Source organism: Mammaliicoccus sp. P-M58, from assembly GCF_022386165.1.
Lineage (GTDB): Bacteria > Bacillota > Bacilli > Staphylococcales > Staphylococcaceae > Mammaliicoccus > Mammaliicoccus sciuri.
Map to the genome: position 1 here is coordinate 238525 of NZ_JAJNJI010000003.1, position 14420 is coordinate 252944.

18 protein-coding genes are annotated in these 14420 nt (G+C 34.3%); 17 read left to right on the forward strand and 1 reads right to left on the reverse strand.

All coding sequences use genetic code 11. From position 1 onward, the window contains the following. Positions 1–15 precede the first annotated feature (15 nt). The 16 genes from glyA (at position 16) to fabZ (ending at position 12659) form a co-directional block, all read left to right on the forward strand. Entirely contained in the window at positions 16–1257 is a 1242-nt protein-coding gene (gene glyA / locus LQ694_RS04985) for a serine hydroxymethyltransferase (RefSeq protein WP_058612668.1), read from the forward strand. Positions 1258–1279: 22 nt separating this feature from the next. Further along, a complete protein-coding gene (upp, locus tag LQ694_RS04990; protein ID WP_025904476.1) occupies positions 1280–1909 on the forward strand; it encodes a uracil phosphoribosyltransferase in 630 nt (209 codons plus the stop codon). A gap of 22 nt (positions 1910–1931) precedes the next feature. Next, positions 1932–3068, forward strand: a complete 1137-nt coding sequence (gene wecB / locus LQ694_RS04995) for a non-hydrolyzing UDP-N-acetylglucosamine 2-epimerase (RefSeq protein ID WP_096792038.1) — start codon at positions 1932–1934, stop codon at positions 3066–3068. A 162-nt stretch (positions 3069–3230) separates the two neighbouring features. Beyond that, positions 3231–3581 (forward strand): ATP synthase subunit I, encoded by a 351-nt coding sequence (locus LQ694_RS05000; protein WP_058612666.1) that lies wholly within the window; start codon positions 3231–3233, stop codon positions 3579–3581. Between the two features lie 30 nt (positions 3582–3611). After that, positions 3612–4334 (forward strand): F0F1 ATP synthase subunit A, encoded by a 723-nt coding sequence (atpB, locus tag LQ694_RS05005; protein WP_025904479.1) that lies wholly within the window; start codon positions 3612–3614, stop codon positions 4332–4334. A gap of 52 nt (positions 4335–4386) precedes the next feature. After that, positions 4387–4605, forward strand: coding sequence for a F0F1 ATP synthase subunit C (atpE, locus tag LQ694_RS05010; RefSeq protein ID WP_016998905.1), 219 nt, complete (start codon positions 4387–4389; stop codon positions 4603–4605). A gap of 99 nt (positions 4606–4704) precedes the next feature. Continuing rightward, positions 4705–5229, forward strand: a complete 525-nt coding sequence (locus LQ694_RS05015) for a F0F1 ATP synthase subunit B (protein WP_048540915.1) — start codon at positions 4705–4707, stop codon at positions 5227–5229. Further along, a complete protein-coding gene (locus LQ694_RS05020; RefSeq protein ID WP_058612664.1) occupies positions 5229–5768 on the forward strand; it encodes a F0F1 ATP synthase subunit delta in 540 nt (179 codons plus the stop codon). The genes LQ694_RS05015 and LQ694_RS05020 overlap by 1 nt, the downstream gene beginning before the upstream one ends. An 18-nt stretch (positions 5769–5786) precedes the next feature. After that, entirely contained in the window at positions 5787–7301 is a 1515-nt protein-coding gene (atpA, locus tag LQ694_RS05025) for a F0F1 ATP synthase subunit alpha (protein WP_025904482.1), read from the forward strand. Positions 7302–7332: 31 nt separating this feature from the next. Continuing rightward, the gene (gene atpG, locus LQ694_RS05030) at positions 7333–8202 is read left to right on the forward strand and encodes an ATP synthase F1 subunit gamma (RefSeq protein ID WP_048540913.1); all 870 of its coding nucleotides are present in this window, start codon (positions 7333–7335) and stop codon (positions 8200–8202) included. An 18-nt stretch (positions 8203–8220) separates the two neighbouring features. Beyond that, positions 8221–9636, forward strand: a complete 1416-nt coding sequence (gene atpD, locus LQ694_RS05035; RefSeq protein ID WP_048540911.1) for a F0F1 ATP synthase subunit beta — start codon at positions 8221–8223, stop codon at positions 9634–9636. Positions 9637–9658: 22 nt separating this feature from the next. Next, positions 9659–10063, forward strand: a complete 405-nt coding sequence (locus LQ694_RS05040; protein ID WP_025904485.1) for a F0F1 ATP synthase subunit epsilon — start codon at positions 9659–9661, stop codon at positions 10061–10063. A 196-nt stretch (positions 10064–10259) separates the two neighbouring features. Further along, positions 10260–10490 carry a DUF1146 family protein gene (locus LQ694_RS05045; protein ID WP_048540909.1) on the forward strand — a complete coding sequence of 77 codons (231 nt, stop codon included), beginning with the start codon at positions 10260–10262 and terminating at the stop codon, positions 10488–10490. 150 nt (positions 10491–10640) lie between these two features. Next, a complete protein-coding gene (murA, locus tag LQ694_RS05050; protein WP_058591095.1) occupies positions 10641–11936 on the forward strand; it encodes a UDP-N-acetylglucosamine 1-carboxyvinyltransferase in 1296 nt (431 codons plus the stop codon). A gap of 1 nt (position 11937) precedes the next feature. After that, positions 11938–12222, forward strand: a complete 285-nt coding sequence (locus tag LQ694_RS05055; protein WP_053076874.1) for a DNA-directed RNA polymerase subunit beta — start codon at positions 11938–11940, stop codon at positions 12220–12222. Next, positions 12222–12659, forward strand: a complete 438-nt coding sequence (gene fabZ / locus LQ694_RS05060; RefSeq protein ID WP_025904489.1) for a 3-hydroxyacyl-ACP dehydratase FabZ — start codon at positions 12222–12224, stop codon at positions 12657–12659. The genes LQ694_RS05055 and fabZ overlap by 1 nt, the downstream gene beginning before the upstream one ends. A gap of 237 nt (positions 12660–12896) precedes the next feature. On the opposite strand, the gene LQ694_RS05065 is transcribed toward fabZ, so the two are convergent. Next, positions 12897–13334: a YwpF-like family protein gene (locus tag LQ694_RS05065; RefSeq protein ID WP_025904490.1), complete on the reverse strand. Its 438-nt coding sequence runs from the start codon at positions 13332–13334 to the stop codon at positions 12897–12899. Positions 13335–13514: 180 nt separating this feature from the next. Here LQ694_RS05065 and LQ694_RS05070 point away from each other — a divergent pair, with 180 nt between their 5' ends. Continuing rightward, entirely contained in the window at positions 13515–14084 is a 570-nt protein-coding gene (locus tag LQ694_RS05070; RefSeq protein ID WP_218697251.1) for a single-stranded DNA-binding protein, read from the forward strand. The last annotated feature ends 336 nt before the right edge of the window (positions 14085–14420 follow it).

Below are 14420 nucleotides of genomic sequence, written 5' to 3' on the forward strand. Positions count from 1 at the left end.
AGTGAGGGATTGTACATGTCATTAATTAAAAAGCAAGACGAAGAACTTTTCAAAGCAATGGAAAAAGAGTTTGATAGACAAAATAATAATATCGAACTTATAGCATCAGAGAACTTTGTTTCTGAAACAGTAATGGAAGCACAAGGTTCTGTATTAACTAACAAATATGCAGAAGGTTACCCAGGTCGTCGTTATTATGGTGGCTGTGAATACGTTGATATCGTTGAAGATTTAGCGCGAGATAGAGCTAAACAACTTTTCGGTGGAGAACACGTAAATGTACAACCTCATTCAGGATCACAAGCAAATATGGCTGTATATTTTGTAGCTTTAGAACCGGGTGATACTGTACTTGGAATGAACTTAAGTCATGGTGGACATTTAACTCATGGAGCAAAAGTTAACTTCAGTGGTAAGTTATATAACTTTGTAGAGTATGGTGTTTCTGAAGAAAATGAACAAATTGACTATGAAGAAATCTTGAGAGTTGCAAAAGAAGCGCAACCTAAATTAATCGTAGCAGGTGCTTCAGCTTATCCAAGACAAATTGATTTTAAGAAATTCAAAGAAATAGCAGATGAAGTTGGCGCTAAATTAATGGTTGATATGGCTCATATCGCTGGTTTAGTAGCAGCAGGTTTACATCAGAACCCTGTTGATTATGCTGACTTTGTAACAACGACAACACACAAAACATTAAGAGGACCGAGAGGCGGTATGATTTTCTGTAAAGAAGAATATGCTAAAGAAATTGATAAAACAATTTTCCCTGGTATTCAAGGTGGTCCATTAATGCATGTTATCGCTGGTAAGGCAGTTTCATTTGGTGAAGCATTACAACCAGAATTTAAGGAATATCAAAAACAAGTAATTAAGAATGCTCAGAAATTAGCAGCAACTCTAGAAGACGAAGGTTTAAGAATTGTATCAGGCGGTACTGATAATCACCTTATCTGTGTAGATGTTAAAGGTTCTCTTGGCATTACTGGTAAATTAGCTGAGAATGCTTTAGATGAAGTTGGTATTACATGTAACAAGAACACAATTCCATTTGATCAAGAAAAACCTTTCGTAACAAGTGGTATTCGTTTAGGTACACCAGCAGTTACATCTCGTGGATTTGATGAGGAAGCAATTGAAGAAGTAGGTAGAATAATAGCACTTGTGCTTAAAAATCCAGAAGATGAACAAACGTTAAAAGAAGCACATGAACGCGTATTATCACTAACTTCTAAGTTTCCACTTTACAACAAATAAATATTTATTGGAGGCTAGACTTATGGGTAAAGTACACGTTTTTGATCATCCATTAATTCAGCATAAGTTGAGTTATATTCGTGATCGTAAAACTGGCACTAAAGAGTTTAGAGAGCTTGTCGATGAAGTCGGTATGCTTATGGCGTATGAAGTTACGAGAGATTTTGAAACACAAGATGTTGAAATCGAAACACCCGTGACTAAAATGAATGCTCAAAGATTATCTGGTAAGAAATTAGCACTTATTCCTATTTTACGTGCTGGCCTTGGAATGACAGATGGTATTATGAAACTCGTTCCAGCTGCTAGAGTAGGGCATGTAGGGTTATATCGTGATCCAGAAACTTTAGAAGCGGTAGAATATTTTGTGAAATTACCACAAGATATTGAAGAAAGAGAAATTATTGTAGTAGATCCTATGCTTGCTACAGGTGCATCAGCAATCGAAGCGATTCAATCATTAAAGAATCGTGGAGCAAATAAAATACGTTTTATGGGCTTAATTGCTGCACCTGAAGGGGTTAAAGCATTACAAGAAGCACATGAAGACGTAGATATTTATATTGCTGCATTAGACGAAAAATTAGATGACCATGCATACATTACACCTGGTTTAGGTGATGCAGGTGATCGATTATTTGGCACTAAATAGATAATAGGAGGATTTTATTACAATGAAGAAAATTATGACGATATTTGGTACGCGACCTGAAGCTATTAAAATGGCACCTTTAGTTTTAGAATTAAAAAATGATCCGGAGTTACAACCAATTGTTGTTGTAACAGCACAACATAGAGAAATGCTAGATTCAGTTCTAGAAACATTTGATATTACACCAGATTATGATTTGAATATTATGAAACAAGGGCAAACACTTTCAGAAGTAACATCAAGAGTACTAGGTGGTCTTGAAAGTGTTATTCAAGAAGCTAAGCCAGATATGATATTGGTACATGGAGATACAACAACTACTTTTGCAGGCAGTTTAGCAGCATTCTACAATGAAGTTGCAATCGGTCATGTAGAAGCAGGGTTAAGAACTTGGAATAAATATTCTCCATTCCCAGAAGAAATGAATCGACAAATGACGGGGGTCCTTGCTGATTTACACTTCTCACCAACTGATCAGTCTAAACATAATTTACTTCAAGAAAATAAAAAAGACGAATCTATTGTTGTGACAGGTAATACAGCTATAGATGCGTTATCAACTACTGTAACTGACGATTATGAAAGTGAAATTATTAAACGTCACGAAGGTAAACGCATCGTGCTATTAACTGCGCATAGACGTGAAAACATTGGTAAACCGATGGAGAACATTTTTAAAGCTGTGAGACAAATTGTTGAGGAGCATGAAGATGTTGTTGTCGTATATCCAATGCACAAAAATCCTAAGGTTAGAGAAATTGCTAACCAAATATTGAGTAATCATGATCGTATAGAATTGATTGAACCTTTAGAAGTCATAGATTTCCATAACTTTGCAGCTAATTCTCACTTGATCTTAACAGATTCAGGTGGTGTTCAAGAGGAAGCACCTTCATTAGGTAAACCAGTACTTGTCTTAAGAGATACGACTGAGAGACCTGAAGGCGTTGAAGCTGGAACATTGAAACTTGTAGGTGTCGAAGAAGAGAACATCTATAACGAAACTAAAGCTTTACTAAATGATCAATCATTATATGAAAAAATGAGTATCGCTCAAAACCCTTATGGGGATGGTCTCGCTTCTAAGAGAATATGTGAAAATATTAAATATTATTTTGATATTCTAAAAGAAGCACCGGAACCATTTAGAACAAAATAATTAAAGTGGTGGTTTGTGTCAATTCTGTGACAAAAAAATGACAAAAATTTGTTTTCTATTTTTGTCATAGCATTGACACTATAAGTCCACTATATTATCATGAAAATTGTGTGATGAAACGGTTTTCAAAGATATGCCACTTATCTAAGGAGTTTCAGCTGAATGTTTGATATAAAGGGCTTTTTTAAGTCTTATTTACAGTATTTTATTTTCTTTATTATTATTCTAGTTGTAGTGTATTTCTTCTTGAAACATGAGTTCATTTTAGGACTTATTATTGGAACAATAGCATCAGCTGTTAACTTGTTTTCATGGGAAGTTTACCTCAATCGAGCTAAAAATGCTGAATCATTACAATTATCAACAGGAAACTGGGTCAGATATCTTGTGACAATCGTTGCTTGCTGTTTTTGGCTTAAATATCCACTAATCGTTGATATTATCGGGATTTTATTTGGTTTGATGATAGCGTATGTATTAATTATGTTTAAATCACTGAAAAGTCTCGATTAAATAATTAAAATTGTGAAAAGAGGTGAAGATATGGAACACGAATCACCTATGTGGTCCATCAATTTGGGAGGATTTGATTTAGTATTCAATCTTTCAAGTATGTTAATGTTGTTAGTTTCTGCAGTTATCGTATTTGTAATAGCTGTCGTCTGTACAAGGAATCTAAAAATTAGACCTACTGGTAAACAGAACTTTATTGAATGGGTATTTGACTTTGTAAAAGGTATTATCCAAAGCAATATGGCATGGAAAGACGGAGGAAGATTTCACTTCTTGGCGGTTACACTTATATTCTTCATATTTGTATCAAATATGTTAGGTTTACCGTTCTCAATTGTTGTAGGACATACATTATGGTGGAAATCACCTACAGCAGATCCAACAGTTACATTAACGTTAGCAACATTGATGGTTCTTTTAACACATTACTATGGTGTTAAAATGCGTGGTACTGGCGCGTACTTGAAATCATTTGTACAACCAGTAGCATTTATGGTGCCATTCAAAATTGTTGAAGAATTTGCTTCAACATTAACGCTTGGTTTACGTTTATACGGTAATATATTCGCAGGTGAAGTATTACTTGGATTATTAGCAACATTAGCAGCTGGAGGCGTTTTAGGCGCGTTCGGAGCAGTTTTACCAGCGATAGTATGGCAAGGATTCTCAATATTCATTGGTTCAATTCAGGCTTACATATTCGTAATGTTATCAATGGTTTATATGTCCCATAAAGTGGCAGACGATCATTAATATATAATTTAAAAAAACAATTAATATTTTTATTTCTAGGAGGAAAATTATAATGAGTTTAGGTGTATTAGCAGCAGCAATCGCGATTGGTTTAGCAGCATTAGGAGCAGGTATCGGTAACGGTCTTATCGTATCAAGAACAGTAGAAGGTGTTGCACGTCAACCAGAAGCACGTGGTCCATTAATGACAATCATGTTTATCGGTGTTGGTTTAGTTGAAGCCCTTCCTATCATTGCAGTAGTAGTAGCATTCATGGTAATGAATCGATAAGCTAAAATATTTTTAGAACAGGCGGAGTCTATCTAAAAAGGATTTCGCCATTCATTTATGAGATGTTATTCATCTTTAATTGCAGTGAAAGGAGTGTAGTTGGCAGTGGATCAAAACGTATTAGTTTTAGGAGCAGCAGGTGGCGGTGTCGAATGGGGAACAGTCTTATTTACATTGATCACATTTATTATCCTGCTTGCCTTATTAAAAAAGTTTGCTTGGGGACCATTAAAATCAATTATGGATGAGCGTGAGAACGCTATTAATAAAGATATAGATGATGCTCATGAAGCAAAAGTAAACGCTAAGAAATTAGAAGAAGAAAATAGAAATCTATTAAGAAAAACTCAAGAAGAAGTACAAACAATTCTTGATGATGCAAAACATCAAGCTAAAGTACAACAAGAGCAAATTATTAATGATGCAAATGTTAAAGCAAATGGCTTAGTACAATCAGCTCAAGCAGAAATTCAACAAGAGAAACAAAGAGCTATTGCAGATATTAATAATAGAGTTTCAGAACTTTCTGTATTAATTGCTTCTAAAGTAATCAATAAAGAAATCTCTGAACAAGATCAAAAAGACCTTGTTGAAAAATACATTAAAGAGGCAGGGGATAAATAATGGCGAATATTAGTCAGAAATATGCCCAAGCCTTATATGATGTAGCTAAAGCGCAAGATTTAACAGACAGCGTCTTAGATGAACTTACTCAAGTAGCAGAAAGTGTTAAAGAACAAATTAGTGATTTAAAAGCAATTGATAACAATCCTAAATTAGCAAAAAACGACAGACAACAATTTGTTGACAATGTATTTAAAGGTGCTTCTAAACCTTTGTTAAACACATTATACCTACTTGCTAATAACAGTAAATTGTCACTAATTCCAGAAATTCATAAAGATTTTAGCAAAATATACAATCAGGTACATAGCCAAGATTTAATGAAAGTTGAATCTGTGTATCCATTATCTAATGAAGAATTAGACGAAATTGGTAAAGCATTTATTAAAAGAACAGGTTTGAAAAAACTTATTTTAGAAAATCAAGTTAATGATTCATTAATTGGTGGTATTCGTGTTTCCATAGGTACAAAAGTATACGATGGTTCCATTCAGAATGACTTAAATCAATTAGCAAAATCATTTCAACAAATGAAATAATATTAAGGAGTGACATAGATGGCCATTAAAGCTGAAGAAATCAGTGCTTTATTACGCTCTCAAATTGAAAACTATGAGTCAGAAATGTCAGTTACCGATGTTGGTACAGTTATCCAAGTCGGCGATGGTATTGCATTAGCTCATGGTTTAAATGACGTTATGGCTGGCGAACTATTAGAGTTCCATACTGGCGTTTTAGGGTTAGCACAAAACTTAGAAGAAAATAATGTAGGTATCGTAATTTTAGGACCTGCAGAAGGTATTAAAGAAGGCGACGAAGTTAAAAGAACTGGTCGTATTATGGAAGTACCTGTAGGAGAAGAATTAATTGGTCGTGTTGTAAATCCATTAGGTCAACCATTGGATGGACAAGGTCCAATCAATACATCTAAGACTCGTCCTGTAGAATCACCTGCAACAGGTGTTATGGATCGTAAATCAGTTGATGAACCATTACAAACTGGTATTAAAGCGATTGATGCATTAGTACCTATTGGACGTGGACAACGTGAGTTAATCATCGGTGACCGTCAAACTGGTAAAACAACAGTTGCGATTGATACAATTCTTAACCAAAAAGACGAAGATATGATTTGTATCTACGTTGCGATTGGTCAAAAAGAATCTACAGTTCGTACAGCGGTAGAAACTTTACGTAGACATGGTGCTTTAGATTATACAATCGTTGTATCTGCGTCAGCAGCTCAACCAGCGCCATTATTATACATTGCACCTTATGCGGGTGTAAGTATGGCAGAAGAATTCATGTTTAACGGTAAACATGTATTAATCGTTTATGATGATTTAACAAAACAAGCAGCAGCTTACCGTGAGTTATCATTATTACTTCGTCGTCCGCCAGGTCGTGAAGCATACCCAGGTGACGTATTCTACTTACACAGTCGTTTATTAGAACGTGCTGCTAAATTAAATGATGACTTAGGTGGCGGATCTATTACTGCATTACCATTTGTTGAAACTCAAGCGGGGGATATCTCAGCATACGTTCCAACAAACGTTATCTCAATTACTGACGGACAAATATTCTTACAATCAGATTTATTCTTCTCTGGTGTAAGACCTGCAATCAACGCTGGTTTATCTGTATCACGTGTTGGTGGTTCAGCTCAAATTAAAGCGATGAAAAAAGTAGCAGGTACTTTACGTCTAGATTTAGCATCATACCGTGAGTTAGAATCATTTGCTCAATTTGGTTCAGATTTAGACCAAGCTACGAAAGCTAAATTAGAACGTGGTAAACGTACAGTAGAAGTACTTAAACAAGATCAAAACAAACCATTGACTGTAGATCGTCAAGTTGTTATTTTATATGCTTTAACTAAAGGTCATTTAGATGATATTCCAGTTGAAGATATTACGCGATTCGAAGATGAATTCTTAAATTGGATTGATGCAAATGCAAGTGATCTCTTTAAAGAAATTCGTGAAACAAAACAATTACCATCTGATGATAAATTTGTTTCAGCAATCGATGCATTCAAAAAAGTATTTAATAAATCTCATGTAGAGTAATATTAAGCTTTAAATAAAAGGTGGTGAAATTGTGGCTTCACTAAGAGAAATCAAAGGTAGAATTACTTCTACTCAAAAGACTAGTCAAATTACAAAAGCAATGAATATGGTTTCAAACTCTAAATTGCGTAAAGCAGAAGAGAATACGAAAGCATTTCAACCATATATGGATAAGATTCAAGATGCTGTAACAGCTATTGCTTCTAAGAGTACAGATGTTAATCATCCAATGCTTAAAACAAGACCTGTAAAACGTTCTGGTTACTTAGTTATTACTTGTGATAAAGGACTTGCAGGACCATATAGTGCTAACATTTTGAAAAATGTCGTTAACGATATTAAAGAAAAACATAACAACAATAGTGACGAATACGGCATTATTGTTGTCGGACGAGTAGGCCGAGACTTCTTCAAAGCTAGAGGATATAACATCATTGAAGAGTATGTAGGTTTACCTGACCAACCAACATTTAAAAATGTACAAGCTTTAACTGAAAAAGCTGTAGACTTGTTTAATGAAGAATTTTATGATGAGTTAACAATTTACTACAGTCATTTCGTAAGTGTGCTTGAACAACAAGTTAAATCTAAAAAAATCTTACCATTATCTGATGAAGATACTGGAAAAGGTTCTAGTATGATGGCTGGTTATGAATTTGAACCAGATAAAGAAACGATTTTAAAAGTTATCTTACCGCAGTATGCGATTAGTTTAATATATGGTGCATTACTAGATGGAAAAGCTAGTGAACATGCTTCAAGAATGACAGCTATGAAGAATGCGACAGATAACGCTTCAGAATTAATTGATGATTTATCATTACAATATAACAGAGCTCGTCAAGCTGCAATTACTCAACAAATTACTGAGATTGTAGGCGGAGCAGCTGCACTCGAATAATGATTAGGAGGAATTTACATGGGATTAGGCCGAGTAACGCAAATTACAGGGCCAGTTATTGATGTACGCTTCCCACACGGTGAATTGCCAGAACTTAATAATGCTTTAACACTTAAAGTTGAACGTCCAGATGGATCAAGCTTTGATTTAGCATTAGAAGTTGCATTACACCTTGGTGATGATGTTGTACGTTCTATAGCAATGGCATCAACTGATGGTGTTAAACGTGGACAAGAAGTTACTGATACAGGAAGACCTATTTCAGTACCTGTTGGTGATGCTACATTAGGTCGTGTTTTCAATGTATTAGGCGAAAAAATTGATTTAGGTGAAGAAATTGATGATAGCGTTCGTCGTGATCCAATTCACCGTTTAGCACCTAAATTCGAAGATTTATCTACTAAAGTAGAAATTCTTGAAACTGGTATTAAAGTAGTAGACTTATTAGCACCTTACATTAAAGGTGGTAAAATCGGTTTATTCGGTGGTGCCGGAGTAGGTAAAACAGTACTTATTCAAGAATTAATCAATAACATCGCACAAGAACATGGTGGTATTTCAGTATTCGCAGGTGTAGGTGAACGTACACGTGAAGGAAATGACTTATACTATGAAATGAGTGATTCAGGTGTTATTAAGAAAACAGCGATGGTATTCGGTCAAATGAACGAGCCACCTGGTGCGCGTGCTAGAGTTGCACTTTCTGGTTTAACAATGGCAGAATACTTCCGTGATGAACAAGGACAAGACGTGTTATTGTTCATCGATAACATCTTCCGTTTTACACAAGCAGGTTCAGAGGTATCAGCATTATTAGGCCGTATGCCATCTGCCGTTGGTTACCAACCAACACTTGCTACTGAAATGGGACAATTACAAGAACGTATTACATCTACAAATAAAGGATCAGTTACATCTATCCAAGCAGTATTCGTACCTGCCGATGACTATACTGACCCAGCGCCAGCAACAGCTTTCGCTCACTTAGATGCTACTACTAACTTGGAACGTAAATTAACGGAAATGGGTATTTATCCAGCCGTTGACCCATTAGCTTCAACATCACGTGCCTTAACTCCAGAAATTGTTGGAGATGAACACTATGATGTTGCGCGTCGTGTACAACAAACATTACAAAAATATAGAGAGTTACAAGATATCATTGCCATACTTGGTATGGATGAATTATCTGATGAAGATAAGAAAACAGTTGAACGTGCTCGTCGTATTCAATTCTTCTTATCACAAAACTTCCATGTAGCTGAACAATTTACTGGTCAAAAAGGTTCATACGTACCAGTTAGTCAAACTGTACAAGATTTCAAAGCTATTCTAGAAGGACAATATGACCATATCCCAGAAGATGCTTTCCGTTTAGTCGGTGGTATTGAAGCAGTTCTTGAAAATGCTAAAAACATGGGTGTAGAGGTCTAATAATAATTAGGAGGAATGGAAAATGAATACATTTACCTTAGATGTTGTCACTCCTAATGGATCTGTTTACTCAGCAAAAGAAGTAGAACTTGTTGTTTTACATACTGAAACTGGTGAAATGGGTGTAATGGCTGGACATATTCCAACTGTTGCAGCTTTGAAAACAGGATACGTTAAAGTAAACAAAGCAAGTGGTACGGAGTATTTAGCTGTTTCCGAAGGATTTGTTGAAGTAAGAACTAATAAAGTTACAGTTCTAGTTCAAGCGGCTGAAACTGCCGATGAAATAGATAAAGACCGTGCGATTAATTCTAAAGAACGTGCTGAAGAACGATTGAAAATGAATCGTGATGAAGTAGACTTTAGACGTGCTGAACGTGCACTTCATCGTGCAATTAATCGAATTGAAGTGGCTAAATTTAGATAAAATAAAAGAGTCTGGGACATAATGTAATGTCTCAGACTCTTTTAGTATCTTGGCAGTAGATGTCTGAATTGAAAATGCGCTTGTACCAAGCTTTTTTCAACTCTAGTCATCCTTGCCGGGGCGGGACGACGAAATCTTTTTATCTAAATTAGATTTCTGTCCCGCTCCCTTATATTTTTTAGAAGGAGTTGTTAATATGGAATATTATGGTCAATTAGGTATTATCGGACTTTTACTACATGTCATTTGTGTATGCTTGGCATTCTGGGCACTCCAAGGCGTACGATTAGAACAAATTTTTAAGAAAAATCATATTGCGCAAGCACAAACATTTCTTATCATTTTATCTATACTATTAGGTACGGCTGTAAGTCGTTTTATTTTAGATATACTCCAATATTCGCTACAATTAAGATTGCTATTCTAATAATAAGAAAAAATTACATAAATATATGAAAAAAGAACAAAAAAGTAGTATAATATTTTGGTGATGTTTATGAATCAAGAAAAATGTGTATTAAATAAATATATACATTTGTAAAATAAATAAAAGTGAAGTTTTTTGGAGGATAATTATATGGATAAAATCGTCGTGAAAGGCGGAGCAAGTCTTAATGGCACAGTTGTAGTCGAAGGGGCAAAAAACGCAGTATTACCAATATTAACAGCTACACTTTTACCAAGTGTTGGTCAAAGTGTATTAACGAATGTACCTAAATTAAGTGATGTAGATACAATTAACACAGTACTTACGCATTTAAATGCAGATATAGAATATGATGCAGATCATAACACTGTAAAAATAGATGCATCAAATACACTAAAAATCGAAGCTCCATATGAATATGTAAGTAAGATGAGAGCAAGTATCTTAGTTATGGGTCCTTTATTAGCTAGAGAAGGTCATGCTAGGGTCGCTTTACCTGGTGGTTGCGCAATTGGTTCAAGACCGATTGAGCAACATTTAAAAGGATTCGAAGCTTTAGGTGCAGAAATTGAACTACATAACGGATTTATTGAAGCAACAACACCTAATGGCTTAAAAGGAGCTAAAATTTATTTAGATTTCCCAAGTGTAGGCGCTACTCAAAATATTATGATGGCAGCAGTACTTGCAGAAGGAAAAACTGAAATTCAAAACGTTGCAAGAGAACCAGAAATTGTAGATTTAGCTAACTATCTAAATGAAATGGGTGCACAAGTACACGGTGCTGGCACAGATACAATTAGAATTACTGGTGTTAATCAATTACACGGTGCAGAACATGCTATTATTCCAGATAGAATTGAAGCTGGTACATTTATGATTGCAGCAGCGATTACTAGAGGAAATGTAAATGTTATTGGTGCAATTAGAGAACATATGACAAGCTTAGTGTCTAAATTAGAAGAAGCTGGTGTTCAAATTACTGATATCGAAGATGGATTAAATATTCAAGTACCTGGTGAAATTAAAGCAATTGATGTTAAAACAATGCCACATCCAGGATTCCCTACAGACATGCAATCTCAAATAATGGCTTTATTATTAACAGCAAATGGTACGAGTAAAGTAACTGAAACAGTATTTGAAAATAGATTTATGCATGTAGAAGAATTCAAACGTATGAATGCAGATATTTTCATTAATGGTAGAAGTGCAATGATTACTGGTAACAGTAAATTACAAGGTGCAGATGTAAAAGCTACAGACTTAAGAGCAGGTGCATCATTGATTCTTGCTGGACTTGTGTCTGATGGATATACAAACGTAACAGAACTTAAACATTTAGATAGAGGTTATGTTGATTTTCATGGTAAACTTAAAGCATTAGGTGCAGACGTTGAACGCATCAATGATAATGGCAAGTTAAACGATAAAGCGAGGGTTTAGTATGGCTGAAACACAATCATCAAGATCTGACGATAAAAAAAGAAAGTCAACTTATCAATCTGTTAAAGAGAAACTTCAAAGAAATAGAGTAGAAACAATTCAAGGAGTGGAAGTAGAGCATCGTGTCATTCCATTATGGATTAAATTACTTATATTATTAGTATTAATGATTTTATTATTTATTGTTGGAACTATGATTGGATACGGTATACTTCATAATCCATTTGGGGTGTTTAATCCCGAAACTTGGCAACACATCTTTGATTTAACTGGAAGGAGCTCATAATGGAAACTATTTATGACTTTAACGAAATTAAAAAAATTATACCTCACCGTTACCCATTTTTATTATTAGATAGAATAGTAGAATTAGAAGACGGTAAACGTTGTGTAGGTATTAAACAAGTAGCAGGTAACGAACCATTTTTCCAAGGACATTTTCCTGATTATGCCGTAATGCCAGGCGTATTAATTGTAGAAGCATTAGCACAAACAGGTGCAGTTGCAATGTTACGCTTAGAAGAAAACCAAGGTAAACTAGCAATGTTTGCAGGAATTGATAAATGTCGATTCAAAAAACAAGTTACACCAGGTGACACTTTAAGACTTGAAGTAGAAATAAACAAAATAAAAGGTCCAATAGGAAAAGGAACAGCAAAAGCAACAGTAGATGGAGAAGTTGCATGTAGTTGTGAAATTAGCTTTGCTATTGTAGATCAATAAATAAAAAAGAGAAAACAGGCAGCTGTTTTCTCTTTTTTTTCGGCTAATATATGATTTGATTTTGTTAGGGACAGAATTCCGAGAAATGTCCGTAAATGAGCGCCCATCTAATTAGCAGAATTCAGAATAGTGGTAGTTACAGAGTTCTAATTAGCAGAATTCAGAATAATGGAAGTAAAACACCTAAATATACATGTAATAAAAAATCTAGGACCACAAACTGTCCTAGATTTTTATTTATATATTGCTTTTTTCGTCTTTTAATTTCGGTTTAGATTGCATCAATCTATTAAATGAAGTTTTAAGCTCATCTCCTGATAAGCCTTCATCTATGAGTTGCTCTAGTAATCGTTCTGCATATACTTGTCGTAATGTATAGATATGACATTCAAATACGACTGATATTTTATCTTCTAGTTGTTCAATGTATTTGATGGTTGCATCAAATAATGCTGGGTCGTTTGACGGTCTAGTTATTACGACACGTGTATCAAGTAAGGTTTGGTTATCGTGATATTCTTTCATTTGTTCATAATGGATATCTGAAATTAAGATCTCTAGTAGCCATCCTGTACCACTATTTTCTTTATTAATAATGATACCATCTAATAATTCATATTCTGTAATTTGTTCATCGTCTACAATTTGAAAGCGTACGGCTTTAAATGTTTTCATAAACATCCCCCTTATCGTTAAATCTACGAATGTTTAACTTTGTTATCTATTATAAAGCACTTTTGCATGAAATAACAATAATCATAAAATAAAGTGAAGAATAAGTGTTTATTTTATGATTTATCGGACTTTGACTGAAAAAATTGACTCATTATATTATAAGTATAAGGAGGTGAGAATATGTTAAATAAATCTGTATTAGTTGGACGTTTAACTAAGGACCCTGCATATTATAAGAAAGGTGAAATCATCATTTCTACATTTTGTTTAGCTGTTGAACGTGGATATAAGACTAAAGATGGCACGATTGCTGTTGATTTTATTGTATGTAAAGCATTTGGTAAACTTGCAAATAATATTCATGAGTATACAAAGAAAGGGCAACTTGTTGCATTAACTGGACAAATTCAATCAAGAGCATATGTTAAAGATGATAAGAAACATTATATAACAGAAATTATTTGTGAAACGATCAAATTCTTAAATATGCCTGCATCAAGTAAATCAACGATTCCTCAAACGAAAGAGGAAATGAGTGAATTAATTAGTGAAAGTGCTGAAAGTTATGCTAGTGACCTTTCATCTAAAGTAGCAAAAGAAAAATTACGAGCTGAAGCATTAGCTAAAGAGAATGGTGCAAACAATTTAGATGATAAGTTATATAGAGATTATCATAATGTCGTTGACGTTATTGATGAAGCTAAACAACAAACCCTTGATCCGAATGCATCAAAAACAACAACCTCATAGCATTAAACTTCAATAAAACTGTTTATAGAAATACTTCCGAAAATAAATATTCTTGATTCTAAATTCCGAGACTTGCTGTCTTGCTGTAGGGCAGCAAGTATACATAATTACAAGTAATTGTTTAAAAAATTACATGAATATGACAAATTGTCTGATAATTAATTTTGTTCAATCTTTATAAATCCCTTTGTTTAGGTATTTTGTTCGTTAATATTCAGAATATTGTCTGAAAATTAGCGTAATCTAACTGTAATATTAGCTGTAATTTTTTCATATACCTGTAACCTATGACATAAAAATAAGTGGTATAGTTTAAACAGTAAAAATCATATAAAA